Source organism: Pseudomonas sp. S2_A10 (assembly GCF_054668465.1).
On sequence record NZ_CP162773.1, the window covers coordinates 232,909 to 254,843 of the forward strand.

Sequence of the window (21,935 nt, forward strand, 5' to 3'; positions counted from 1 at the left end):
CCAAATGTGGGAGCGAGCCTGCTCGCGAAGAGGCCCTGAACGTCACCACCAATTTTCCTCATCGAAACCATCGATGTGCTCAACCCATCAGGAGTTTCCATGACCACACAAATCCCTGAACCGGATCTGGCTTACCTGCAAAAAGTCCTGCTGGAAATGCTCGCCATTCCCAGCCCTACCGGGTTCACCGACACCATCGTTCGCTATGTCGCCGAGCGTCTCGAAGAGCTGGGTATTCCGTTCGAAATGACCCGGCGCGGCACCATTCGCGCGACGTTGAAGGGCAAAAAGAGCAGCCCTGACCGCGCGGTGTCTGCGCACCTGGATACCATCGGCGCTGCTGTGCGTGCGGTGAAAGACAATGGTCGCCTGACCCTCGCCCCGGTCGGTTGCTGGTCGAGCCGCTTTGCCGAGGGCAGCCGGGTCAGCCTGTTTACCGACACCGGGGTGATTCGCGGCAGCGTGCTGCCGCTGATGGCGTCGGGGCACGCGTTCAACACCCAGGTCGATGAAATGCCGATCAGTTGGGACCATGTCGAACTGCGTCTGGACGCCTACTGCACGACCAAGGCCGATTGCGAGTCGCTGGGCATTCATGTCGGCGACGTGGTGGCCTTCGATCCGCTGCCGGAGTTCACCGAAAGCGGCCATATCAGCGCCCGCCACCTTGACGACAAGGCCGGCGTTGCCGCATTGCTCGCGGCACTGAAGGCAATTGTCGACAGCGGCCAGGAATTGAACATCGATTGCCATCCACTGTTCACCATCACCGAGGAAACCGGCAGCGGTGCAGCGGCGGCATTGCCTTGGGACGTCAGTGAGTTTGTCGGCATCGACATTGCACCGGTCGCCCCCGGCCAGCATTCCAGCGAACACGCGGTGAGCGTGGCGATGCAGGATTCGGGCGGGCCGTATGACTATCACCTGTCGCGGCATCTGTTGCGTCTGGCCGATGAACACGAATTGCCGGTGCGCCGTGACATGTTCCGCTATTACTTCAGCGATGCGCACTCGGCGGTCACCGCCGGCCACGACATTCGCACCGCCCTGCTCGCCTTCGGCTGCGATGCCACCCACGGCTACGAACGCACGCACATCGATAGCCTGGCGGCGCTCAGCCGTTTGCTCGGTGCGTACATTCTGAGCCCGCCGGTCTTCGCCAGCGACGCGGCGCCGGCCAATGCTTCACTGGATCGCTTCAGCCATCAGATTGAGCATGACACCCAGATGGAAAGCGAAACCCGCGTGCCGCCGGTGGACAGTCTGGTGGGGCAGCGTTCTGACAGTTGAACCTTCGGTGAACAGATAACCGCCTTCGCGAGCAGGCTCGCTCCCACAGGGGATCGCTTTCAAATGTGGGAGCGAGCCTGCTCGCGAATTGGCCGGCACGGCCAATACAAAAACTGGCAGGCAAAACCCAATCCCCGTAGCATCCCGACATCGATTTGACCGAGGTGCCCATGCTCATTCCCCACGACGCGCTTGAAGTCGACACCCTCACCCGCCTGATCGAGGATTTCGTCACCCGCGACGGTACCGACAACGGCGATGACACCCCGCTGGAAACCCGCGTCCTGCGCGTACGCCAGGCATTGACCAAAGGCCAGGCCCTGATCGTGTTCGACCCGGAAAGCGAACAGTGCCAGCTGATGCTCAAGCACGACGTACCCAAGCATCTGTTCGACTGAAGCCGTCAGCCAGCCTTCGCCGCGGCCTCCTTGCGCTTGATCCGGTCATAGACCTCGGCGCGGTGTACATGGACCTTTTTCGGCGCCTCGACGCCGAAGCGCACGCTGGAGCCGTTGACCGACAGAACACGCAGGGTGATGTCGTCTCCAATTGAAATCAACTCACCGACCACACGGCTGAGTACAAGCATGGGATTCATCCTTCAGGACTGGCAAACCCTGAAGATGCGCGGCTTACAGCGTCTTCACAATCCACGACGAGCAAAACAGTCTTGCCCTACAGCTGCCCACGCCCGCAGCTGTCAGACGCTTCGCACAAAACCCTCAGGCAGCGGAAAAGCGCGGCCCGAACAGAATGATGCTGGCACCGACCACGCACAGCGCCATGCCGATCCAGTCCGAGCCAAGCGGACGCACCCGCTCGACCACCGCCAGCCAGCCAATCGAAGCAACGATGTAGATCCCGCCATACGCGGCATAGGCGCGCCCGGCGTAGGCCGCTTCAACACGGGTCAGCAACAGCGCGAACAGGGTCAGGCTGAGCAACGCGGGAATCACCCACAACGCACTCTTGCCCTGGCGCAGCCACATGTAGAAGGCAAAACAGCCGGCGATTTCAAACAGCGCCGCAAGGAAGAACCACAAGTAATTGAGCATGGAGGCGTCTCGACAGGGTGACCGTGGCGGCCACCCTAACGACGCGGCGGGAATCGAACAAGATCAAGCGTTGTTTTGTTTGGCCTTGGCGCGCATTTTCTCGGCCATGGAAGTCATCTCGTTGTAGAGCAGTTGCGGATTCTTTTGCTTGATTGCCCAGGCCATGCGCCCTTGTTCGTGAGGCAGAATCAGGAATTCGCCGGCGGCGACTTGCTGGTAGATGTAGTCAGCGATGTCGGCGGCACTGATCGGCGAACTTTCCAGCAACTTGCCGACCTGGGCTTTCATGGCCGGCGTCGGGCCACGGAAAGAATCGAGCAAGTTGGTCTGGAAGAACGATGGGCAAACCACATGCACCGCCACTTCCTGCTGCGCCAGTTCGATCAGCAGACTTTCCGACAACGCCACTACGCCGGCCTTGGCCACGTTGTAGTTACTCATTGCCGGGCCTTGCATCAACGCGGCCATGGAGGCGATGTTGATGATCTTGCCCTTGCTCTGTTCCAGCAGCGGCAGGAACGCCTTGCAGCCCTTGACCACACCCATCAGGTTGATCGCGATCTGCCAGTCCCAGTCTTCCAGCGACAATTCGCTGAAGAATCCGCCCGATGCGACGCCGGCATTGTTGACGATGATGTCGATGCCGCCGAGCTTCTCTTCGCAGGCCTGGGCGAAGGCGGTGAGCTGGCTGTAATCGCGCACGTCACAGCGCTGGATGAAGCCGTCACCGCCCGCCTCGCGCACCAGTTTCAGGGTTTCCTGCAGGCCGGGTTCACTGACATCGGACAAGGCCAGCCGCCAGCCTTCACGGGCCCAGCGCAGGGCGATTTCGCGACCCAGGCCTGAGCCTGCACCAGTGATCATCATGCGATTTTGCATAGCGGACAGCCTTGTTGTTCCGGGAAAGATGAGCCGAGTGTAGCGAAGGAACTTCGTTCACCCACGCTCCATCCAGTTGCTGAATGGAGGATCAAAAGATTCCAGCCGTCATCGTTTTGGGGATGGTCTCCTGTAGGAGCTGCCGAAGGCTGCGATCTTTTGCTTTTTTGCTTTAAAGGAAATAACCAGCCAATCCAAATACATTAAAAAAACATTGAATTATTTTTCATCGGCGCAAGTCGGAACATATAAGCCGGCTGGAATTTAGTTGCTCTCCAGCTGCCCACTGAGCATCAAGACTCTTCCAGACTCTGAACAAGGAAATCACCCATGGGCACAATTCTAATCATCATCCTGATCCTGTTGCTGATCGGTGGTCTGCCGGTCTTCCCGCACTCAAGAAGTTGGGGTTATGGCCCGTCGGGCATTATCGGCGTGGTGTTGGTCGTGCTGCTGGTGCTGTTGTTACTCGGCAAGATATGACGATTTGACGCGGTAAAAAAAGAGGCCCTTGTTCAAGGGCCTCTTTTTTATTGCGTGGACTTTAAGAAGTGATCAGTCCGGCTTGCCATGAATAACACCGGCGGTGTTATCGAGCAGGCTCTTGGTCGCGGTTTGCAGGAACGCCTCAAGTTTGAGTTTGAGTTCGGCAGTGCGCGGCGCGTCCGGCACTACTTCGGCGTGCGGGTTGGCGCCGAGCTGGTATTGCCAGATTTTCGGGCCCATGTCCTTGTCACGCGGCAGCACCAGAATCTGTTCGGCGGTGACAATGGCGGTGGTCTGTTCGCTGCCCGAAGGCTTGATCACACCGAAACCGGTATCGCCCTGCGGCAAGTTGAGCAGGTCACGGCCCCAGCACTGGTGACGCACTTCGCCACCGAGACGGCCCATGATGGTCGGTACGATGTCGATCTGCGTGCCCACGGTGTGGTCGCGGGTACCGAACTTCTGCTGAATGCCCGGGGCAATCATCAGCATCGGCACGTTGAAGCGGCCCAGGTCCATTTCGGTGATCTGGCGCTCGTTGCCGAAGCCGTGGTCGCCGACGATGACGAACAGGGTTTCGTTGAAGTACTTCTCTTTGCGCGCCTTCTCGAAGAACTGGCCGAGTGCCCAATCGGAGTAGCGCATGGCGGTCAGGTGTTCGTTGAGGCTGCCACGGTCAGTCACGCGCTCGACCGGCAATGGCGTCGGCAAGGCGTACGGTGTGTGGTTGGACAGGGTTTGCAGCAGCGCGTAGAACGGCTTGCCGTTTTCCCGCGCCTTCAGTTCTTGCAGGCCACGATCGAACATGTCCTGGTCGGACACGCCCCAGGTCGGATCGGAGAACACCGGGTTGACGAAGTCATTGCGGCCAACGAAGTTGGTCATGCCCTGGTTGCTGAAGAAGCCCGACTGGTTGTCCCAGGCGAAGTCGCCGTTATAGACGTAGACGTCGTCATAGTCGCGGGCGCTGAGCAGCTGCGGCAGGCCGGACAGTTTGTGGCTGCCTTCCGGGGTCTGCATCAGGTATTCGAAACCTGGCAGGTTGGGGAAGCAGGCCATGGTCGCGAACATGCCCTGATGGGTGTGGGTGCCGTTGGAGAAGAAACGGTCGAACAGCAGACCTTCCTTCGACAGCTTGTCCAGGTACGGGGTGATATTGCCCGGCGCGCCCAAAGCACCGACCGAGTGACCGGCCATGCTTTCCATCAGGATCACCACGACGTTCTTGATCGGCAGGGTCTTGTCGGCCGGCGGCATGTAGTCGCGGCGAACAGCGGCGATGTCGGCATCGACCAGTTTGTCGTCCGGCATCAGCAGCATGTCGCGCACCACTTGCTGCGCCTGTTCCTGAGGCAGCGTGGCTTTCCAGATATTGTCGCGGTCTTCGCCCATGCGCGCCTTGGCTGCGGCGACCAGCGACAGCGTGCCATTGAGGCCGAGCTGGTTGGCGAAGTTGGAATCGGTGGTGTAGACGTCACCCCAGCGCATCGGCGGGCCCTGACGCAGGGTGCCGCGAGCGGCGACCACGCAGATCAGCAGGCAGACCACGAATACCGCCAGGCGGGTGTACCACGGCGCAACCTGACGGGAGCTGACGCTGCCGCCGCTGAACGGTCCGCGCGGGCGGGTGGCGCGGTCGGCACCTTTGAACGCCAGGGTCAGAATGACCGTGCCGATTACCCACGCCAGCACGTAGCGCACCACCGGGAAACCGTACCAGAGCATGCTCATTACGGTTTTCGGGTCTTCCTTCACGTACTGGAACACCAGACCATTGAGGCGCTGGTGAAACTCGCGGTAGAAGTCCATTTCCATCAGGCCGAGGAACAGCGCGATGCTCGAGGCGACGGTCAGCCACAGACGGAAGAAACCGCGCGCGGCCATGGCCCGGGCACTGAACAGCGCCAGCACCAGCGGAATGCACAGGTAGACCACCAGGCGCAGGTCGAAACGCAGACCGTTGACGAACGCTTCAAGGAAGGTCGCGGCCGGGGTGTCGAGGATCATCTCGCGGTTGTAGACCAGCAGCGCGAGGCGCAGCGCGGAAAACATCACCATCATGACCAGCGCGCACAGCAGCGTGTAGGCCAGATGCGATTTGACGGTCGGTTGCAGCAGACGAGCAGAAGATCGCTGCTGACTCAGGGCGTCCGGGTTTGCCATGTCGTTTTAGGACCCATTGGAAGTTGAAGTTGCAAAAATACAGCGGCGCCATGCCCTCTATTGGTCAATCCAGACCCCGGGGCGTGCGCGGTGCGCAAATGTTGCACGATCGTTCACACCATTGCCATTGATTACTGCCCAGCCCTTCGAGACTTTCATTCGAAGGCTGGCAACGCAATGGCAGTCAACAAGTGCGGGCGAATTGTCTTGGAGACTTTGTGAAAATTTCGTGCAACGCATATCTGGAAATACAATTTAGAGACAAAACAAAACGCCCCGAATGGTTCGGGGCGTTTTGCTTACAGCCAACTGATTATTTCTCGGCGCGTTCTTTCAGCGCTTTCAGGGTATTGAATGGCGCATCCACCACAAACTTGTTGGCGACCATGGCCGGCACGCTACCGCCCGGCTCGGTGTGCACCTGGTAAGTCACTTCAACCTGATCGCCTTTAGGCACGAACTTCCAGAAGCCTTTGACTTGCTGGACCCGCACGAAGCCTTTTTCTTCCGGCAGATAGGTCGGCACGCCCTCAAGATTACGGGTCAGGCTGCCATCGGCGCCCTCAACAGTGGTGATCTTCAACACCGAATCACGCGGGGTCACCGGCCATGGCGTATTGAATTGCGAATAGGTCCAGCTCAGATCGCCTTCGTGCTTGAGCAGTTTCTGGCTCTTGCATTCGTGAATCCACGCGCAGGCGCCGGAGACGTCTTCCTGCAAGGCGCGCAGTTTGGCAACGGTGGTTTTCATCAGCGCAACGCCTTGGTAGGACTTGTAATCCGAACCGGGTATTTCGCTCAGGGAAACCTTGATGCCGTCTTCGTTCTTGGCAACTTTCCAGTCTTCCGCGTGGACGACCGAAGTGGCAAGTACGGCAGTCAGACCACACAACACAGCGATACGGTGCAGCGAACCCATAGTGTTATTCCTTATTGTTGAAGTTCCGTTGGTGAACACATCATGCCGCCGTCATCTGCTCCCACCAGCCGATCAACCTGATCGCTTCTTGCGAACTGCTGCCGCAAACCTCGACATCCGCAGCGAAACCCGAGCAGACAGCCGGACGTTCCGGACGGCCGAAAATGCTGCACAGGTTATCGACCGACAGTTGCACGCAACGTTCGCCGGCGGGTTTGCCATCGGGCATGCCGGGAATCGGCGAACTGATGGAGGGGGCAATGCAGCAAGCGCCACAGCCTTCACGGCATTTCATGACGAACAGATCCTCGCGACGGGCGATGTGTAAAGAGACGGGGAACAGAGTAACCGCTAAAACAGCTGTTTCAAATTGCTACAAGCGGCTTTTCAACGATAAGTAAAAATGACCGGGCAGTCTCCGACGAAGCGTCTGCTCTGCGCGTTGCAGAGGGCTGCATCTATTGCTTGAATTCGAAATCCAGCGCCGCGCCTTCCACATCGCGTCGCGCTTCGTTGCGCAATTGCAACTCCATTTCATTGCTGAGCAAGCGGCCGTTGAGCTGGAAGCCGTTATCTTTTTCGCCAAACATCTGCGGCAGGATCGCCTCGCGTTTGGGCAGTTCTACGGTGCCCTGTGGCTTCAGGTCTTCAACCATATCCTTGGGCAGGCTGAGATCGAGTTTTGCCGGCGGCAATTTGGTCTTGGCCACCTCGCTGGCGGATTTCGACTTCGAGGCAACCGGGCGACGCTTCTTCACCGTGGCGTTTTTTTTGGCCTGGGCTTTTTTTGCCGGAACCATGGTTTTGACGGCTTTCTTCGTGGTACTGGTCGCTGCCGGTTTTTCCTGGGCTGCGGCCGCCAGGACACCCGGTGCCTGACCGATCATCAACAAACCCAGCAATACCCACGCGGCAGGAACAATGGCTTTCATGGACCCAACGAACTAACGGCAGAGGGCCACATGCTCGCTTGTTGTGCGTCACATGACAAGCCTCAGCGCCCTCCTCGTTCAGAATCCGCCAGCCATTTCCTGACACAGTTGGGTGGCCAACAGACCCAGCGTCATCAGCGCGCGCTCCGCCTCGCGATTCCACGGAATACCGCAATTGAGCCGGATACAGTGGTTGAACTGCTCGGTGTTGCTGAAGATCAGACCCGGCGCGATGCTGATGCCTTGTTGCAGTGCGCGGACATGCAATTCCTGGGTGTTGACCCGCCCCGGCAAGCTCACCCAAAGGATGAAACCGCCCGTTGGCCGGGACATCTGCGTGCCTTCAGGGAAATGCTGTTGAACCGCCAGCTGGAACGCGCTGAGGTTTTTCCGGTATTCCTGGCGGATGTAGCGTAAATGCCGGTCATAACCGCCGTTTTCCAGATAGGCGGCAATCGCCATCTGCGTGACGCTGCACGCCGAATGGGTGCTGAAGGTTTGCAGGCGCTGGATTTCCTGTTGGTATTTGCCGGCGATCATCCAGCCGATACGCACACCTGGCGACAAGGTTTTGGAGAAGCTCGAGCAGTAGATCACCCGATCCAGCCTGTCGTAAGCCTTCAGCGCCTTGGTACGGCCCTGCTCGAACATCAGTTCGCCGTAGATATCGTCTTCGACAATCTGAATGTCGAAATCCGAGGCCAGACGCAACAACTGTTTCTGCCGCTCTTCCGGCATGGTCCCGCCGAGGGGATTGCTCAGGCGCGTGGTGAGCACCAGCGCCTTGATCGACCATTGGTTGGCGGCCAGTTGCAAGGCTTCCAGGCTCATGCCGGTGGCGGGGTCGCTGGGGATTTCGATGACCTTCAGGCCAAGCAGATCGGCCAGTTGCAGCAGGCCGTAATAGGTCGGTGATTCGGCAGCGATCAGATCCCCCGGCCGGGTCAGCACACGCAATGACATCTGCAAGGCGTCGACACAGCCGTGGGTAATCACCACTTCCGACGGATCGACCACCACGCCGGCGTCACGCATGCGGATCGCCACTTGCCGACGCAGCGGTTCGAAGCCGGGGCTGAACATGTAGCTGAACGCCCGTGGGCTGTGAAACCGGGTGACTTTGGCCAGTTGCTGATGCAGCGCGCGCACCGGCAGATAATCGACGCTCGGCACCGCAGCGCCCAGCGGAAACACGCCTTCGCGGCGGGATTCGACCAATACCTGCTGAATGATGCTGCTGCGCGTCACCAGCCCCGGCCGTTCGACCCGGGCAATATCCGGCGTCGGCGCGGTCAGCGCTGGGGTCTGGTGCACGTAGTAACCCGACTGCGGCCGAGCGCGGATCAGGCCCTGATCTTCAAGGTTGGCGTAAGCCTGCAACACCGTCGCATGGCTGACGTTGAGCTGCGAACTCATCTTGCGCACCGAAGGCACGCGCTCCCCCGGTTGATAGACACCACGGCGGATGTCTTCGGCCAGTTGCTGAGCAATACGTTGGTAGAGCAAGAGATTGGTCATGACGCAGCACTCGATTTCACGGGCGTTTTATTCTTGTCTGAAACAATACCGGAACAGTTTAGAAGTGTACTGGGACAGTTGCCAGATTACTCGACCGTACAGTGGGGTGTCTGCCCCATCTGTACGGTTTTGCGCAGCAATCGACAGACATAAAAAAGCCCGGCACTGCATGACAGTCCGGGCTTTCCAGAGACGCAGCCCTCAGCGGGCGGCGCCGAGCTGGCCTTTTTCGTCGGAGAACACGATTTCCACCCGGCGGTTCTGCGCCCTGCCGCGCTCGGAGGCGTTGGCGTCAACCGGGAACTGGTCGCCATAACCTTCGACCTGAATGCGTTTTTCATCGATGCCCAGATCGACCAGCACGTCAGCTACCGACTGCGCACGATCGCGGGACAGTTTGAGGTTTTCCTGTTTGCCACCGGTGCTGTCGGTGTAGCCCTCGATGCGCACCACGCGCTTGGGGTTGAGTTGCAGAAACTGCACGATCTTCAGCACGACACGGTTGGCCGAGTTTTTCAGTTCCGCCTGGCCGGTGTCGAACAACACGTCGCCGAGGGTCATGACCAGCCCCCGGTCGGTCTGTGTGGTGGCCAGCGCCTCGATCTGTTCCTCCAGCCACTTGCCCTGCTGCTGCACACTGAGCAGCTTCGACTCGCGCAGAGCCAGTTGCAGACGCTGACGCTCAAGCTCGAGCTTGGCTGCGCGTTCCTCGTTGAGCGCCTGGTTGGTGTGCTCGCGGGCGATTTCGCTGTAGCGCTGGCTCAAGTAGGCGTAATGCACCACGTCGGCACCGCTGCCCCAATAGGTCGACAGCCGATCGGCACGGGCCAGGGATTCGCCGGCGCGGATCACGTCTTTCGGCGCAATGCGCAGGACGTTGGAATCTTCCTTGACCTTCTGGAAATCAGCGCCGGCCTGTTGCAGCGCCGCCTCGCTGTGCTGGCCAGCGCAGCCGTACAGGCTGGCGCAACCGGCGAGGAGCAGAATGCCCAAAGCGTTGGACTTGAGGCTCATTGCGCTTCCCCCAGTTGCAGCTGCTTGCGCAGGCGGACAATGCGGGTATTGAGCACATTGAGTTGCTCTTCACTTTTTTTCGTCAGCACCTTGGCTTCGGCCAGACGTGCATCCAGTTCGGCCTGCTCGGCACGCATGCGCGCATTGCGATAGGACTCGTCGGCCATGCTGCCTTTGGCGCGGTTGTACTTGGTTTCGGCCAGTTGCATTTCCGGCACTTCGTCAGCGGTGGCGCCGACTGCCTTGGCCTGCACGATGGCTTGTTCGGTCAAACGCATTTGTTCACTGGGTGCCGGATCGGATGCGCACCCGGCCAGGGCCAGAACGGCCACAGCCGCGAAAAGAGGTCGAATACTCACTAAGAATCCCTACTGTTTTGGGGCACTGACAGGTTGTGGCGGCTGTTGCTGTTGCGCCTTCCAGCGCTCGATGTTGCGTTGCAGCGCGGCTTCCGTCAGTCCGGACGCGGGCAATTCTGTCATCTTTTTGGCGAGCTGTCCGCGCAACCACGGATCGTTGCAGGCCGAGTTATGCGAAACCGCGAGGAACAGACCCGGCCGGTCGATGGGTTGTTCGAACGCCAACAGATCGCTGGTCATGCCCAATGTCTGCGCGGCGGCCAGGCCTGAGTAACGTCCGGCGAGGACATATTCCACCTCGCCCAACAGCAGTTTCTGTAATGCCTCGGTAAGGTTTGCTGTGCGGGTCAGGGTCAGATTCTGTTCGGCGAAAGTGCCGAATGCCTGGGTCATCCGCGACTTTTCCGACACCGCCCCGGCATGGCCTTTCAGGTCGCTGGCCTCGCCGTAGGTCAGCGTCGAGCCTTTGCGCGTCCACACCAGATAGTCGTTTTCCAGCAGTGGCGGATGGATGTAGTCGAGGTTTTCCAGCTCATTCACGGTCAACGGCGCGTCGGCCAGCATGTCCATGCGCCCGCTGCGCACTTCATCGAGGGCCTGCGAGCGTTTGCCGGCGTAGAGCAGGTCAACTTTGATGCCCAGATCCTTGGCCACTTGCTGCAGCAAATCGGCGCTAGCGCCGATCAGGCGTTTGGGATTTTGCGGGTCCTGCCACAGATAGGGCGGCGCATCCGGGCTGCCGGTGACAACCAGGCGCTCGCACTTGCCAGCGGCCGTGGCCAGACCTGGCAACAGCACCCATCCCAACAACCATCCGCAGCGCAGATCCATGGCTAAACGCTCCCGCTTGAAATTCGAGACAAAAAAAAAGCCCGACCAACAGGCCGGGCTCTTTATAAGTGAAGCCGCAGGATTAGACCAGCTTCTCCAGCTCAGGTACTGCTTCGAACAGATCCGCCACGAGGCCGTAATCGGCCACCTGGAAGATCGGCGCTTCTTCGTCCTTGTTGATCGCAACGATCACCTTGGAGTCTTTCATACCGGCCAGATGCTGGATCGCGCCGGAGATACCGACGGCAATGTACAGCTGTGGCGCAACGATCTTGCCGGTCTGACCGACCTGCATGTCGTTCGGTACGAAACCTGCGTCGACCGCAGCGCGCGAAGCGCCAACAGCAGCGCCAAGCTTGTCGGCCAGGGCGTACAGGTGTTTGAAGTTGTCACCGTTCTGCATGCCGCGGCCGCCAGAGACGACGATCTTGGCAGCGGTCAGCTCAGGACGATCGGACTTGGCCAGCTCTTCGCTGACGAAGCTCGAGGTACCGGCGTCGTGCGCAGCGCCAACAGCTTCAACGGCAGCCGAACCACCTTCAGCAGCAACCGGATCGAAACCGGTGGCACGCACGGTGATCACTTTGATCGCGGCGGTCGATTGCACGGTGGCGATGGCGTTACCGGCGTAGATCGGACGCTTGAAAGTGTCAGCGCTTTCTACCGAAATGATCTCGGAGATCTGGTCAACGTCCAGCGCAGCGGCAACGCGCGGCAGGATGTTTTTGCCGTTGGAAGTGGCGGCAGCGAGGATGTGGCTGTAGCCAGCGCCCAGCTCTGCAACCAGCGGCGCTACGTTCTCTGGCAGCTGATGCGCGTAAGCGGCGTTGTCAGCATTCAGGACTTTGCTCACGCCAGCGATTTTCGCTGCGGCTTCGGCCACCGGGCCTGCGCCCTGACCTGCTACCAGAACGTGGATGTCGCCGCCGATTTTTGCCGCAGCAGCCACGGTGTTCAGTGTGGCCGGGGCCAGCACTTTGTTGTCGTGTTCAGCAATAACCAAGATAGTCATTTAGATTACCTTCGCTTCGTTCTTGAGTTTTTCAACCAGTTCAGCCACCGACTTGACCTTGATGCCCGCGCTGCGTGCAGCCGGCGCTTCGACTTTCAGGGTCTTGTTGGTGGAGGCGGTGGAAACGCCCAAAGCGTCCGGAGTCAGCACTTCGAGAGGCTTCTTCTTGGCTTTCATGATGTTTGGCAGGGACGCATAGCGCGGCTCGTTCAAACGCAGGTCGGTGGTGACGATGGCCGGCAGTTTCAGCGAAACGGTCTGCGCGCCGCCGTCGATTTCGCGAGTCACGGCAACGCTGTCGCCGGAGACTTCGACTTTCGAAGCGAAGGTGCCCTGACCGTAGCCGCTCAGTGCCGCGAGCATCTGGCCGGTCTGGTTGTTGTCGCTGTCGATCGCCTGTTTGCCAAGGATCACCAGCTGAGGCTGTTCCTTGTCGACAACGGCCTTGAGCAGCTTGGCCACGGCCAGCGAGGTCAGGTCTTCAGCGGATTCGACGAGGATGGCGCGGTCGGCACCCAGAGCCAGTGCGGTACGCAGCTGCTCCTGAGCGGTGGTCGGGCCGATGGAGACGACGACGATTTCAGTCGCAACGCCCTTCTCTTTCAGGCGTACGGCTTCTTCCACGGCGATTTCGCAGAATGGGTTCATCGACATCTTGACGTTGGCGAGGTCGACGCCGGAATTGTCCGCCTTGACGCGGACCTTGACGTTGTAATCCACAACGCGTTTGACAGCTACAAGAACCTTCATGGATTCCTCGTTACTCTCCGGTGAAAAGAAAGTCGCCTAGGCGAACCTGGCGGATGATGCTCATCGGGCGACAAGGGCACCTCTAAAAACGCCGGCTTGAATGTGAGGTGATTCACTTCGCGAAGGGAGGTGACCGTTCGTCAGGGGTGACTGTCGGGTCATTCATTCTCACGCTGTGTAAACTGCGCGCCGGACTTGCGCTGCGCATCACCGTCTACTGCCTGTGCCCTGTCTTTAGAGGTGCTCTTGAAACCGCCAGTCTGCCTACGGCGAGCGCAAAACCGCCCGTATCTTGACCGGAACGCCCATTCTGGTCAATACGCCAAAATGCCCTGTCATAAGCCGCGCTTCTTTGATTTATCAGGGCTGGAGGCGATTCAAACAAACGTTTGTATTGGACGCTCGGAGTGGTGTAGATATAATGCGCCGCCTAGAGAGAAAGGTGGATTCGCCAATATTCCCTTTGACGTTAACGTAAAGGCAATACGGATGCGAGATCAAACCTCCATATTAGAAAAAAAACTGTTGAGCCTTGAGTAGGAGATAGCCTGTGGAACGCGAATACATGGAATTCGACGTCGTCATCGTCGGTGCCGGCCCCGCTGGTCTGTCCGCCGCCTGCCGCTTGAAGCAGAAGGCCGCTGACGCCGGTAAGGAAATCAGCGTCTGCGTGGTCGAAAAAGGCTCCGAAGTCGGTGCACACATCCTCTCCGGTGCGGTATTCGAACCCCGCGCCCTGAACGAACTGTTCCCGGACTGGAAAGAGCTCGGCGCGCCGCTGAACACGCCCGTCACACGCGATGACATTTTCGTGCTGAAAAACGCTGACAGCGCGCAGAAGATTCCTGACTTCTTTGTGCCCAAGACCATGCACAACGAAGGCAACTACATCATCTCCCTGGGCAACCTGTGCCGCTGGCTGGCTCAGCAGGCGGAAAACCTCGGTGTGGAAATCTACCCGGGCTTCGCCGCTCAGGAAGCGTTGATCGATGAAAACGGCGTGGTACGCGGGATCATCACCGGTGATCTGGGCGTCGACCGTGAAGGCCATCCGAAAGAAGGCCTGTACACCCCGGGCATGGAACTGCGTGGCAAATACACGCTGTTCGCCGAAGGCTGCCGTGGCCACATCGGCAAGCAACTGATCAAGCGCTACAACCTCGACAGCGATGCCGACGTGCAGCATTACGGCATTGGTCTGAAAGAGATCTGGGAAATCGACCCGGCCAAGCATCAGCCAGGCCTGGTGGTGCACACCGCCGGCTGGCCGCTGGACATCATGGGCACCGAGAACACCGGCGGCTCGTTCCTCTATCACCTGGAAAACAATCAGGTGGTGGTCGGTCTGATCGTCGACCTGTCCTACAGCAACACTTACCTGTCGCCGTTCGATGAGTTCCAGCGCCTCAAGCATCACCCGGTGCTCAAGCAATATCTTGAAGGCGGCAAGCGCGTCAGCTATGGCGCCCGCGCCATCGCCAAGGGCGGCCTGAACTCGCTGCCGAAAATGGTCTTCAAGGGCGGCGCGCTGATCGGTTGCGACCTCGGCACCCTGAACTTCGCCAAGATCAAAGGCAGCCACACCGCGATGAAGTCCGGCATGCTCGCGGCGGAATCGGTGGCCGATGCGTTGTTCGCCGAGCAGGACTGCACCGTCGAATTGACCACTTACGTCGACGCATTCAAGAACAGCTGGCTGCATGAAGAACTGTTCGCCAGCCGTAACTTCGGCCCGGCGATCCACAAGTACGGCGCGATCATCGGCGGTGGTTTCAACTGGCTGGACCAGAACATCTTCGGCGGCAAACTGCCGTTCACCCTGCGCGACACCAAGCCGGATTACGCCTGCCTCAAGCTCGCGGCCGACTGCAAGAAGATCGACTATCCGAAACCCGACGGCAAACTGAGTTTCGACAAACTCAGCTCGGTGTTCATCTCTGGTACCAACCACGAAGAAGAGCAGCCGTGCCACTTGAAGCTGACCGATCCGAGCATCCCGATCAGCAAAAACCTGCCGTTGTACGACGAACCGGCGCAGCGTTACTGCCCGGCCGGCGTATACGAAGTGATCACCAAGGAAGATGGCGAGAAGCGCTTCCAGATCAACGCCCAGAACTGCGTGCACTGCAAGACCTGTGACATCAAGGACCCTGCGCAGAACATCACCTGGGTGGCGCCGGAAGGTGCCGGCGGCCCGACTTACCCGAACATGTAAGACGAAACGCTGAACAACAAGGCTCCCGAAATGGGGGCCTTTTTGTTGCCCAAAATTCCCCTGACACCACAAAACAACTGTGGGAGCGAGCCTGCTTGCGAAAGCGGTGTGTCATATGAAGATGATGTCGACTGATCCAGCGCCTTCGCGAGCAGGCTCGCTCCCACAGGGAGTATCGGCGGATCAGGCAGCGCGCTCATCCCCCGGACTGCGTTCGAAGTAACGCTTGTACTCGCGGCTGAACTGCGACGTGCTCTGATACCCCACCCGATGCGCCACCTGCGCGACACCCAGCCCCTCCGCCACCAGCAGCGTCTGCGCCTTCAACAAGCGCAAACGCTTGAGATACTGCACCGGCGACAACAGTGTGCTGCGCTTGAAATGCTCATGAAACGTCGACACGCTCATGTTCGCGCAACTGGCCAGTGTCTCGACATTGAGCGGCTCGGTGTAATGCGCATGCAGATGGCTGATCGACGCCGCCACCCGGGCGAATTGCCCTTGTTGCTCGACCAACGCACGCAATACATCCGCCTGCGGCCCGCGCAACGCAACGAACAACAACTCGCGGACCCGCGCCGGGCCGAGAATCTGGCATTCCAGCGGATCGTGCAGACAGCTAAGCAGCCGTTCGACACAACCGCGCATGCCATCGTCAAGCACCACCGAGGTCATCGACTCCGGCGTCTGCGCCGGAATATGCCGACCCGGCGCCAGCCCCATAGCCAGCACCAATTCGCCGAGCAGGACGCGATCAATCGCCACCGACACACCGAGCAATGGCGCATCGGGCAAGGCAAAAGTTTCACATTCGAACGGCACCGGCAGCGCCTGGATCAGGTAATGCCCGGCGCCGTATTCCATGGTTCGTGGGCCGAGGAACGCCAGTTTGCTGCCCTGGGCGATGATCATCAGGCTCGGCTCGTAAATGTGCGGGCCACGGGCGACGTCGCAACTGGCGCGCAGGATCTGCACACCGGGCAGGCCGGTCTGGCTGTAGCCATCGCGCAGCGCCAGCGGTTCGATCAGCGAAACCAGCCGGGCATTGGCATCAAGATGACGGGTCAACTGCATCGAATAGGTCTTCGTAAAATTCACGGAAAAGGGGATGAAAACATCATCGCAGATCCGCTGACCAATGCGATCGCCGAAACCCGCATGCCGGAGGATTAGGCATGAGACCCGGAGAAATCGTCATGGCCGCACCCGCGTCTGACGGCCAGAATTCACCGCCTCACTTGTCACTGTTTTTGCGAGGTCCTTCATGTACACCGCCATCGGCTATGCCGCCCAATCGGCCACCACGCCCCTCGCCCCGATGAAATTCGAACGCCGCAGCCCGCGCGCCGACGACGTGGCGATCGAAATTCTCTACTGCGGCGTCTGCCATTCCGACATCCATCAGGCACGCAACGAATGGGGCATCGCCGTTTATCCGCTGATGCCTGGCCATGAGATCGTCGGAAAAGTCACCGCAGTCGGTGCGAATGTCACCCGTCACAAGGTAGGCGATCTGGTTGGCGTAGGCTGCATGGTCGACTCCTGCCGCAGCTGCGAAGCCTGTCAGGCGAACCTCGAGCAATATTGCCTCGAAGGCCCGACCATGACCTACGCCACCCCGGATCGGGTTGATGGCAGCAACACCATGGGCGGTTATTCGGACAGCATCGTGGTCAGCGAACACTTCGTTGTGCGCATCCCCGAGAAACTCGCACTGGCCAGCGCCGCACCGATTCTCTGCGCCGGCATCACCACCTACTCGCCGCTCAAGCACTACGGCGTCAAGGCCGGTGACAAGGTCGGCATTCTCGGCATGGGTGGCCTCGGCCACATGGGCATCAAGTTCGCCAAGGCCATGGGCGCGGAAGTGACACTGTTCACCCGTTCGGCGAGCAAGGCTGAAGAAGGTCGCCGTCAGGGCGCCGATCACGTCATCGTCTCCACCGATGCCGAGCAGATGAAGGCCGCTGCCGGCTACTTCGACTTCCTGCTCGATACCATTCCGGTGCAACACGATTTGAACCCGTACCTCGATACCTTGCGTTTCGACGGTGTGCACATTCTGGTCGGCCTGATCGAGCCGGTGAACCCGCCCGTCCACGCCGGCAAACTGGTGATGAGCCGTCGCGTACTGGCCGGCTCCTTGATCGGTGGTATCGCCGAAACCCAGGAAGTGCTGGATTTCTGCGCCGAGCACAACATCACCTGCGACATCGAAATGCTCGACATCCGCAATATCAATGAAGCCTATGCGCGGATGATTGCCGGTGATGTGAAGTACCGCTTCGTCATCGACATGGCGACGCTGAAGGCCTAAACCTTAGGGCTATACCTTCAAACCAAGCTCCGCCGACAGCCGGGTTGTGACCCCTTTGAGCAGGGGGATCAACTCGGCCATTTTTTCCAGCGGCATGTACGGCACGGTGCTGGCGATACTGATCGCGGCGACTATGCCCTTGCTCGCATCACGAATCGGCGCCGCCACACAGCGGATCGACGGTTCGTTGTCTTCCAGATCGAACGCGTAGCCACCGGCAACGTATTCGCCCATGCGCTGCTCCAGCTGCTCCCACGATTGCTGCGGATGCTGCGGCCAGAACTGACTTTTGCCACCCGCCGGCAGGCTGATGTCGTACAGCCGCCGCCAATCCTGCGGCGAATCATCGAGCATCAAGGCCTTGCCGATCCCGGTGCGTACCAGCGGCATGCGATGGCCAACCCGTGAGCGCATTTCCGGGCCGTTGCGCCCTGGATTCTTCAGCAGGTACAGCACTTCGTCGCCTTCCCTGATCCCCAAATGCACCGTGTCGCCGGTCAGCGCCGAGAGCTCGTCCAGATACGGCCCGGCCAGGGTCACCAGTGGCAACTCTTCGCGGGCCTGGAAGCCCAGTTCGATCAGTTTCGGCCCGAGCAGATAACCGATTTGCGGCACCACGCGCAGATAACGCTCGTCGACCAGACAGCTGGCCAGACGATGGGTAGTGCTGCGCGTGGTACCGATCAGCCGGGCAATCTCCTTGAGATCACGCGCGCCACTGGCCACCGCCTGCACCACACCGAGGCCGCGCAGCAGCGTCTGGGTGCCGGTGGGCGCGGCGTCCTTGGTTTTTTCCGGGGCGTCTTCCTGCATATCCAGCCTTTTTACCGTTGAGCGAAGGAACGGGCGGCATTATGGTCGCCCGACGCTGAGCACTACAACTCGATACGCTCGACCTTGCCCACCAGCAGCACGTAGGACAAGGCACCGACCAGCGCGAGCACGGCGATGTAGGTGATCGCCGGAGCGAACGAATCGCCACTGGCAAGGAAGCCGATCACAATCGGCGTAGCAATCGCCGACAGGTTGCCGATGAAGTTGAACACGCCACCGGTCAGACCGAGCAAACGCGCCGGCGCCAGCGTCGACACCAGCGACCAGGTGATCGACGCCAGCCCGTTGCCGAAAAATGCCAGGGCGAGGAAGGCAATCACCAGCGGCGTCGACTCGACAAAATTGGCGCCGATGATCGAGGTCGAAATCAGCAGCCCGCCAATGATCGGCAACTTGCGTGCGAAGCCCACGGTGTAGCCGCGCCGGATCAGGAAGTCGGAAAAGAATCCCGAGCACAACACACCGACGAAAGCGGCAAGAAATGGCAGCGATGCAAGCAGGCCGGACTTGATGAAGTCCATGCCGCGGTATTTCACCAGATAGGTCGGGAACCAGGTGAGGAAGAACCACAGCGTCGAGTTCAGACAGAACTGGCCGAGGTAGATACCCCACAACTTGCGTTTGCTGAGGACGATGCCCAGATCGGTCCAGCTGAATTTGGCTTTGACCTTGGCCGCTTCGGCCTGAATATCGACCAGCCCGCCGCCTTCGCGGATCAGGTCGATTTCCGCTTGGTTAGTGCCTTTGAAATCGCGCGGCTCGCGATACACCGCGTACCAGATCAGCGCCCAGAGAATGCCCACCGCGCCGGTGGCGACGAACACCATGTGCCAGCCGAATTCATGTTGCAGCCACGCCAGCACCGGGGTCAGGAAAGCCAGACCGACAAACTGTCCGGAAGTGTAGAAACCGATCGCCGTGGCGCGCTCGCGCTCAGGGAACCAGGTGGTGACCACGCGGCTGTTGATCGGATAGGCCGGCGCTTCCAGCGCACCGACGGCCATGCGCAGCACGAACAGCGCGATGAAGCTGCTGACGAAACCGAGCATCACCGTGGCCACCGACCACAGCAGCAGCGCGACGCTGTAAAGGATGCGCGGCGGCACGCGATCGACCAGCCAGCCGCCGGGGATCTGCATGGCAGCGTAGGTCCAGCCGAACGCGGAGAAGATCAGACCGACATGAACCGGATCGATGCCCAGCTCACTGGTCAGCGCCGGCGCGGCAATCGACAGGTTGCTGCGGTCGAGGTAGTTGATGACCACGGTGATGAACAGCAACACCATGATGAAAAATCGCTTGCGGCTAGGCGTGACTAAAGACGCCTGCCCGGAGAGGGTGTGCGTTTGCATGAGAGATGCCTCTTTTTATGTTTGTTGAGGTCATGACGCAGATCTCCTCTCCCTGGAGATCAAACTGTGGGAGCGAGCCTGCTCGCGAAAGCGTCGGGTCAGTCACATGGATGGCGGATGTGACATTGCATTCGCGAGCAGGCTCGCTCCCACAGGGATCAGTGCTGAATCAGGAGATCACCACTCGGCAAAGCTGCCATCGGCATGGCGCCAGATCGGGTTGCGCCAGCGGTGGCCGACGGCGGCGCGTTCGATCACGTATTCCTCGTTGATCTCGATGCCCAGCCCCGGGCCGTTCGGAATCTTCACGAAACCTTGGTCGTAGTCGAACACGCGCGGATCCTTCACATAGTCGAGCAAGTCGTTGCTCTCGTTGTAATGGATGCCCAGGCTCTGCTCTTGGATAAACGCGTTGTAACAAGCCGCGTCGAGTTGCAAACAGGCAGCCAGCGCGATCGGTCCCAGCGGGCAATGCAGCGCCAGCGCGACGTCGTAGGCTTCGGCCATGTTGGCGATCTTGCGGGTTTCGGTGATGCCGCCAGCGTGGGAGGCATCCGGCTGGATAATGTCGACGTAGCCTTCGCTCAACACCCGTTTAAAGTCCCAGCGCGAGAACAACCGTTCGCCGAGGGCAATCGGCGTGCTGGTCAGCGGCGCCAGTTCTTTCAGCGCTTCGTAGTTTTCGCTGAGCACCGGCTCTTCGATGAACATCAGCTTGTACGGGTCGAGCTCCTTCATCAGCACCTTGGCCATCGGCTTGTGCACGCGGCCGTGGAAATCGACGCCGATACCGACGTTCGGCCCGACCGCATCACGCACGGCGGCAACGTTGGCCAAGGCGAGGTCGACTTTCTCGAAAGTGTCGAGGAACTGCAGTTCTTCGGTGCCGTTCATTTTTACCGCAGTGAAACCACGGCTCACTGCTTCTTTCGCCGCACGCGCGGTGTCCGCCGGACGGTCGCCGCCGATCCACGAATACACGCGAATCTTGTCGCGCACCTGGCCACCGAGCAGATCGCTGACCGACACGCCGAGGGCCTTGCCCTTGATGTCCCACAACGCCTGATCGATACCGGCCAGCGCGCTCATGTGAATCGCGCCGCCACGGTAGAAGCCACCGCGATAGAGCACGGTCCAGATGTCTTCGATATTGCGTGGGTCTTTGCCGATCAGGTAGTCGGACAATTCTTCCACCGCCGCGGCAACCGTGTGCGCGCGCCCTTCGACCACGGGCTCGCCCCAACCGGTCACGCCCTCGTCGGTTTCGACCTTGAGGAAGCACCAGCGCGGCGGAACGATGAAGGTCGTGAGTTTGGTGATTTTCATCTCTGCTCTCTTTTGTAAATGCAGCTTTTATTAGATGCAGCGCACACAGCGCCCAAAAGTCTTAACTCAGGGCTTTCCAGGCAGCCACGTAGGCCTTGGCATTGACCGCCACCTGCTCGGGCGTCATGCCCGGTTTGAACAGACCGGAACCGAGGCCGAAACCTTTCACACCGGCGTCGATAAAGGCCTGCATGTTGTCCGGCGTAATGCCGCCGACCGGCGCCAGCACCGTGCCGGCTGGCAACACCGCCAGCCAGGCCTTGACGACCGCCGGGTTCATTTGTTCGGCCGGAAACAGCTTGAGAATGTCCGCGCCCTCAGCCAGTGCGGCGAAGGCTTCGGTCGGCGTGGCCACACCCGGCGACAGGAACAGCCCCGCCGCTTTCGCCGCGCGCAATACCTTGGCATCGCTGTGCGGCATGACGATCACTTGGCCGCCAGCCGCTTTGACCTGCTCGACCTGCTCGGGGCTGAGCACCGTGCCGGCACCGATCAGGCAATCGGCGGGCAGCGCATCACGCAGGATGCGGATGCTTTCGTACGGCGATGGGGAATTGAGCGGTACTTCGATGACGCGAAATCCGGCGGAATAAAGGACTTCTCCGACAGCCGCCGCTTCCTGCGGTTGCAGGCCACGCAGAATCGCGATCAGACCGTTTTGTGCCAGTGCTTGCTTGAGCATG

At 59.9% G+C, this 21,935-nt stretch carries 23 protein-coding genes; 5 read left to right on the forward strand and 18 right to left on the reverse strand.

Going from position 1 to position 21,935, the window contains the following annotated elements; translation table 11 throughout:
* The first annotated feature begins 99 nt into the window (after window positions 1-99).
* Window positions 100-1,290, forward strand: a complete 1,191-nt coding sequence (locus tag AB4N41_RS01015) for an osmoprotectant NAGGN system M42 family peptidase (protein WP_024013890.1) — start codon at window positions 100-102, stop codon at window positions 1,288-1,290.
* Between the two features lie 170 nt (window positions 1,291-1,460).
* Complete coding sequence (locus AB4N41_RS01020) at window positions 1,461-1,688, forward strand: YheU family protein (protein WP_003172962.1); 228 nt, start codon at window positions 1,461-1,463, stop codon at window positions 1,686-1,688.
* 5 nt (window positions 1,689-1,693) lie between these two features.
* Here the strand turns inward: AB4N41_RS01020 and csrA are convergent, their stop codons facing one another.
* The 3 genes from csrA to AB4N41_RS01035 form a co-directional block, all read right to left on the reverse strand.
* A complete protein-coding gene (gene csrA, locus AB4N41_RS01025) occupies window positions 1,694-1,879 on the reverse strand; it encodes a carbon storage regulator CsrA (protein WP_024013891.1) in 186 nt (61 codons plus the stop codon).
* A gap of 133 nt (window positions 1,880-2,012) precedes the next feature.
* Window positions 2,013-2,345, reverse strand: coding sequence for a YnfA family protein (locus tag AB4N41_RS01030; RefSeq protein WP_016770946.1), 333 nt, complete (start codon window positions 2,343-2,345; stop codon window positions 2,013-2,015).
* A gap of 63 nt (window positions 2,346-2,408) precedes the next feature.
* Window positions 2,409-3,224, reverse strand: coding sequence for an SDR family oxidoreductase (locus tag AB4N41_RS01035; protein WP_016770947.1), 816 nt, complete (start codon window positions 3,222-3,224; stop codon window positions 2,409-2,411).
* Window positions 3,225-3,554: 330 nt separating this feature from the next.
* Between AB4N41_RS01035 and AB4N41_RS01040 the strand changes: the two genes are divergently transcribed.
* Window positions 3,555-3,707, forward strand: a complete 153-nt coding sequence (locus AB4N41_RS01040) for a DUF3309 family protein (protein ID WP_003183939.1) — start codon at window positions 3,555-3,557, stop codon at window positions 3,705-3,707.
* 72 nt (window positions 3,708-3,779) lie between these two features.
* Here AB4N41_RS01040 and AB4N41_RS01045 read toward each other — a convergent pair whose 3' ends face one another.
* From AB4N41_RS01045 to AB4N41_RS01090, 10 genes are all read right to left on the reverse strand, one after another.
* Complete coding sequence (locus tag AB4N41_RS01045) at window positions 3,780-5,873, reverse strand: LTA synthase family protein (protein WP_150637678.1); 2,094 nt, start codon at window positions 5,871-5,873, stop codon at window positions 3,780-3,782.
* 313 nt (window positions 5,874-6,186) lie between these two features.
* The gene (locus tag AB4N41_RS01050) at window positions 6,187-6,792 is read right to left on the reverse strand and encodes an START domain-containing protein (RefSeq protein ID WP_071173184.1); all 606 of its coding nucleotides are present in this window, start codon (window positions 6,790-6,792) and stop codon (window positions 6,187-6,189) included.
* 40 nt (window positions 6,793-6,832) lie between these two features.
* Window positions 6,833-7,087, reverse strand: coding sequence for a YkgJ family cysteine cluster protein (locus tag AB4N41_RS01055; RefSeq protein ID WP_071173185.1), 255 nt, complete (start codon window positions 7,085-7,087; stop codon window positions 6,833-6,835).
* A gap of 163 nt (window positions 7,088-7,250) precedes the next feature.
* Window positions 7,251-7,724: a hypothetical protein gene (locus AB4N41_RS01060; RefSeq protein WP_056788307.1), complete on the reverse strand. Its 474-nt coding sequence runs from the start codon at window positions 7,722-7,724 to the stop codon at window positions 7,251-7,253.
* Window positions 7,725-7,802: 78 nt separating this feature from the next.
* Window positions 7,803-9,242, reverse strand: coding sequence for an aminotransferase-like domain-containing protein (locus AB4N41_RS01065; RefSeq protein ID WP_041478242.1), 1,440 nt, complete (start codon window positions 9,240-9,242; stop codon window positions 7,803-7,805).
* 201 nt (window positions 9,243-9,443) lie between these two features.
* Entirely contained in the window at window positions 9,444-10,256 is an 813-nt protein-coding gene (locus AB4N41_RS01070) for an OmpA family protein (RefSeq protein ID WP_056788304.1), read from the reverse strand.
* On the reverse strand, window positions 10,253-10,615 hold the full coding sequence (locus tag AB4N41_RS01075; protein WP_038860459.1) for a DUF4398 domain-containing protein: 363 nt from the start codon (window positions 10,613-10,615) through the stop codon (window positions 10,253-10,255). The genes AB4N41_RS01070 and AB4N41_RS01075 overlap by 4 nt, the downstream gene beginning before the upstream one ends.
* Window positions 10,616-10,624: 9 nt before the next feature.
* A complete protein-coding gene (locus AB4N41_RS01080) occupies window positions 10,625-11,446 on the reverse strand; it encodes a substrate-binding periplasmic protein (RefSeq protein ID WP_056788301.1) in 822 nt (273 codons plus the stop codon).
* A gap of 82 nt (window positions 11,447-11,528) precedes the next feature.
* Window positions 11,529-12,458 carry an electron transfer flavoprotein subunit alpha/FixB family protein gene (locus tag AB4N41_RS01085; protein ID WP_016770954.1) on the reverse strand — a complete coding sequence of 310 codons (930 nt, stop codon included), beginning with the start codon at window positions 12,456-12,458 and terminating at the stop codon, window positions 11,529-11,531.
* Window positions 12,459-13,208, reverse strand: coding sequence for an electron transfer flavoprotein subunit beta/FixA family protein (locus AB4N41_RS01090; RefSeq protein ID WP_007908338.1), 750 nt, complete (start codon window positions 13,206-13,208; stop codon window positions 12,459-12,461).
* A gap of 550 nt (window positions 13,209-13,758) precedes the next feature.
* Here AB4N41_RS01090 and AB4N41_RS01095 point away from each other — a divergent pair.
* On the forward strand, window positions 13,759-15,423 hold the full coding sequence (locus AB4N41_RS01095; RefSeq protein ID WP_024013896.1) for an electron transfer flavoprotein-ubiquinone oxidoreductase: 1,665 nt from the start codon (window positions 13,759-13,761) through the stop codon (window positions 15,421-15,423).
* 183 nt (window positions 15,424-15,606) lie between these two features.
* On the opposite strand, the gene AB4N41_RS01100 is transcribed toward AB4N41_RS01095, so the two are convergent.
* Complete coding sequence (locus AB4N41_RS01100) at window positions 15,607-16,497, reverse strand: AraC family transcriptional regulator (protein WP_090288604.1); 891 nt, start codon at window positions 16,495-16,497, stop codon at window positions 15,607-15,609.
* Between the two features lie 190 nt (window positions 16,498-16,687).
* Between AB4N41_RS01100 and AB4N41_RS01105 the strand changes: the two genes are divergently transcribed.
* Window positions 16,688-17,740, forward strand: coding sequence for an NAD(P)-dependent alcohol dehydrogenase (locus AB4N41_RS01105; RefSeq protein WP_071173192.1), 1,053 nt, complete (start codon window positions 16,688-16,690; stop codon window positions 17,738-17,740).
* Between the two features lie 9 nt (window positions 17,741-17,749).
* Here AB4N41_RS01105 and AB4N41_RS01110 read toward each other — a convergent pair whose 3' ends face one another.
* The 4 genes from AB4N41_RS01110 to AB4N41_RS01125 form a co-directional block, all read right to left on the reverse strand.
* Window positions 17,750-18,553: an IclR family transcriptional regulator gene (locus AB4N41_RS01110; RefSeq protein WP_016770958.1), complete on the reverse strand. Its 804-nt coding sequence runs from the start codon at window positions 18,551-18,553 to the stop codon at window positions 17,750-17,752.
* A 62-nt stretch (window positions 18,554-18,615) separates the two neighbouring features.
* Window positions 18,616-19,926 (reverse strand): MFS transporter, encoded by a 1,311-nt coding sequence (locus AB4N41_RS01115; RefSeq protein ID WP_041479405.1) that lies wholly within the window; start codon window positions 19,924-19,926, stop codon window positions 18,616-18,618.
* 177 nt (window positions 19,927-20,103) lie between these two features.
* Window positions 20,104-21,252 (reverse strand): galactonate dehydratase, encoded by a 1,149-nt coding sequence (gene dgoD, locus AB4N41_RS01120; protein WP_016770960.1) that lies wholly within the window; start codon window positions 21,250-21,252, stop codon window positions 20,104-20,106.
* A gap of 61 nt (window positions 21,253-21,313) precedes the next feature.
* Complete coding sequence (locus AB4N41_RS01125) at window positions 21,314-21,934, reverse strand: 2-dehydro-3-deoxy-6-phosphogalactonate aldolase (protein ID WP_056788288.1); 621 nt, start codon at window positions 21,932-21,934, stop codon at window positions 21,314-21,316.
* Window position 21,935: the final 1 nt, after the last annotated feature.

Excerpts from the sequence above, each read along its gene's own strand:
- AB4N41_RS01015 (WP_024013890.1), top strand. The coding sequence starts at position 100 with ATGACCACACAAATCCCTGAACCGGATCTGGCTTACCTGCAAAAAGTC.
- AB4N41_RS01020 (WP_003172962.1), top strand. The coding sequence starts at position 1,461 with ATGCTCATTCCCCACGACGCGCTTGAAGTCGACACCCTCACCCGCCTG.
- csrA (WP_024013891.1), bottom strand. The coding sequence starts at position 1,879 with ATGCTTGTACTCAGCCGTGTGGTCGGTGAGTTGATTTCAATTGGAGAC.
- AB4N41_RS01030 (WP_016770946.1), bottom strand. The coding sequence starts at position 2,345 with ATGCTCAATTACTTGTGGTTCTTCCTTGCGGCGCTGTTTGAAATCGCC.
- AB4N41_RS01035 (WP_016770947.1), bottom strand. The coding sequence starts at position 3,224 with ATGCAAAATCGCATGATGATCACTGGTGCAGGCTCAGGCCTGGGTCGC.
- AB4N41_RS01040 (WP_003183939.1), top strand. The coding sequence starts at position 3,555 with ATGGGCACAATTCTAATCATCATCCTGATCCTGTTGCTGATCGGTGGT.
- AB4N41_RS01045 (WP_150637678.1), bottom strand. The coding sequence starts at position 5,873 with ATGGCAAACCCGGACGCCCTGAGTCAGCAGCGATCTTCTGCTCGTCTG.
- AB4N41_RS01050 (WP_071173184.1), bottom strand. The coding sequence starts at position 6,792 with ATGGGTTCGCTGCACCGTATCGCTGTGTTGTGTGGTCTGACTGCCGTA.
- AB4N41_RS01055 (WP_071173185.1), bottom strand. The coding sequence starts at position 7,087 with ATGAAATGCCGTGAAGGCTGTGGCGCTTGCTGCATTGCCCCCTCCATC.
- AB4N41_RS01060 (WP_056788307.1), bottom strand. The coding sequence starts at position 7,724 with ATGAAAGCCATTGTTCCTGCCGCGTGGGTATTGCTGGGTTTGTTGATG.
- AB4N41_RS01065 (WP_041478242.1), bottom strand. The coding sequence starts at position 9,242 with ATGACCAATCTCTTGCTCTACCAACGTATTGCTCAGCAACTGGCCGAA.
- AB4N41_RS01070 (WP_056788304.1), bottom strand. The coding sequence starts at position 10,256 with ATGAGCCTCAAGTCCAACGCTTTGGGCATTCTGCTCCTCGCCGGTTGC.
- AB4N41_RS01080 (WP_056788301.1), bottom strand. The coding sequence starts at position 11,446 with ATGGATCTGCGCTGCGGATGGTTGTTGGGATGGGTGCTGTTGCCAGGT.
- AB4N41_RS01085 (WP_016770954.1), bottom strand. The coding sequence starts at position 12,458 with ATGACTATCTTGGTTATTGCTGAACACGACAACAAAGTGCTGGCCCCG.
- AB4N41_RS01090 (WP_007908338.1), bottom strand. The coding sequence starts at position 13,208 with ATGAAGGTTCTTGTAGCTGTCAAACGCGTTGTGGATTACAACGTCAAG.
- AB4N41_RS01100 (WP_090288604.1), bottom strand. The coding sequence starts at position 16,497 with ATGCAGTTGACCCGTCATCTTGATGCCAATGCCCGGCTGGTTTCGCTG.
- AB4N41_RS01105 (WP_071173192.1), top strand. The coding sequence starts at position 16,688 with ATGTACACCGCCATCGGCTATGCCGCCCAATCGGCCACCACGCCCCTC.
- AB4N41_RS01110 (WP_016770958.1), bottom strand. The coding sequence starts at position 18,553 with ATGCAGGAAGACGCCCCGGAAAAAACCAAGGACGCCGCGCCCACCGGC.
- AB4N41_RS01115 (WP_041479405.1), bottom strand. The coding sequence starts at position 19,926 with ATGCAAACGCACACCCTCTCCGGGCAGGCGTCTTTAGTCACGCCTAGC.
- dgoD (WP_016770960.1), bottom strand. The coding sequence starts at position 21,252 with ATGAAAATCACCAAACTCACGACCTTCATCGTTCCGCCGCGCTGGTGC.
- AB4N41_RS01125 (WP_056788288.1), bottom strand. The coding sequence starts at position 21,934 with ATGCTCAAGCAAGCACTGGCACAAAACGGTCTGATCGCGATTCTGCGT.